The following is a 1,165-nucleotide window of genomic DNA, read 5'->3' on the forward strand; positions in this document are numbered from 1 at the left end:
GCACCGGCGTGGGTGCCGGTGCCCATACCGGCCAGCGGCATGCCACCGAGCAGGTTGCCCGGTCCCCCGGCCGCCTCGGGCGCGGCGCTGATGGCGCTGACCGGGATGGCGGTGTGCCCCATGGCCGGGACCGCAGGACCGCCGTTCCAGGCCACCGGCACCGACAACTTGCCACCGATGGACGTCGCCCCGCCGATCGCTGCCGCCGGGTGCACGGCTCCGGCACCACCGCCGAGCAGACCACCCAGCCCGCCCAGGCCGGGCAGCGCCTTGGCCGCCGCTGGAGCCGCACCACCGATCGCCCCCACCGACTTGGCGATCTGCACGAAGTTGTTACCCATACCGATACTGAAGTACGGCAGACCCTCGGTGTTATAGAACAAGCCCGCGAACGGGCTATAGCCGTTGACGAGTGTTCCCAGGTTGGTCGGGAAGGACGTCTGCCCGGTCAACAGGAACCAGATCTCGGACAGCGGGTCTTGGGTAGCCGTGGAGCTAGTAACGCCGTCGTCGTCGGCGTCGTTGTCGTCGGCGCGAGCGTCGCCGCTTTTTGCACGGTGTTGGCGGCGTTGCCCGCCGTGGTGTTGGCCGTGGCGTTGGCGACCGTGCTGGCCTGGGTGGCCGTGCCCGCATCATTGGTCACCTTGGGCGCGGCCGAAAACTGCGTGATGCCCTTGGTCGCCGTCGTCGACTGCGCCGCGTAGTTCGACATCGCGCCCGCATCCTGGGCCCAGAACTCGCCGTACTGGGCCTCCAACTGCGCGATCGCCCCGGTGTTTTGCCCAATCACATTGGTCGCCTGCAACTGCTGCACCAGGGCACGGTTGGCCGCGATCACCGGTGGAGGCACCACCGCAGAAAACGCCGCCTCATACGCCGCCGCCGCCGCGGCGGCCTGGGTGGCCGCCTGCTCAGCCTGAGCCGCCGTGGTGCTCAACCACTCCGCATACGGAGTCGCCGCCAGCGCCATCGCCGCCGAGGCCGTCCCCGCCCACTCCTCACTGGCCAGCTGAGTCACCACGTTCTGATAGCTCAACGCCGCCGACTGCAACTCCGCGGCAATCGCATTCCACGCCGACGCCGCCGTCATCAACGATCCCGACCCCGGACCCGAATAAATCCGCGCCGAATTAACCTCCGGCGGAAGCGCCCCAAAATCAAACAC

General features: G+C 68.7%; 1 pseudogene. It reads right to left on the reverse strand.

What is annotated here, in order from left to right:
- Window positions 1-1,165, reverse strand: a pseudogene (locus tag AWC17_RS01610) (PPE family protein); the annotation flags it as partial.

Source organism: Mycobacterium nebraskense, from assembly GCF_002102255.1.
GTDB lineage: Bacteria > Actinomycetota > Actinomycetes > Mycobacteriales > Mycobacteriaceae > Mycobacterium > Mycobacterium nebraskense.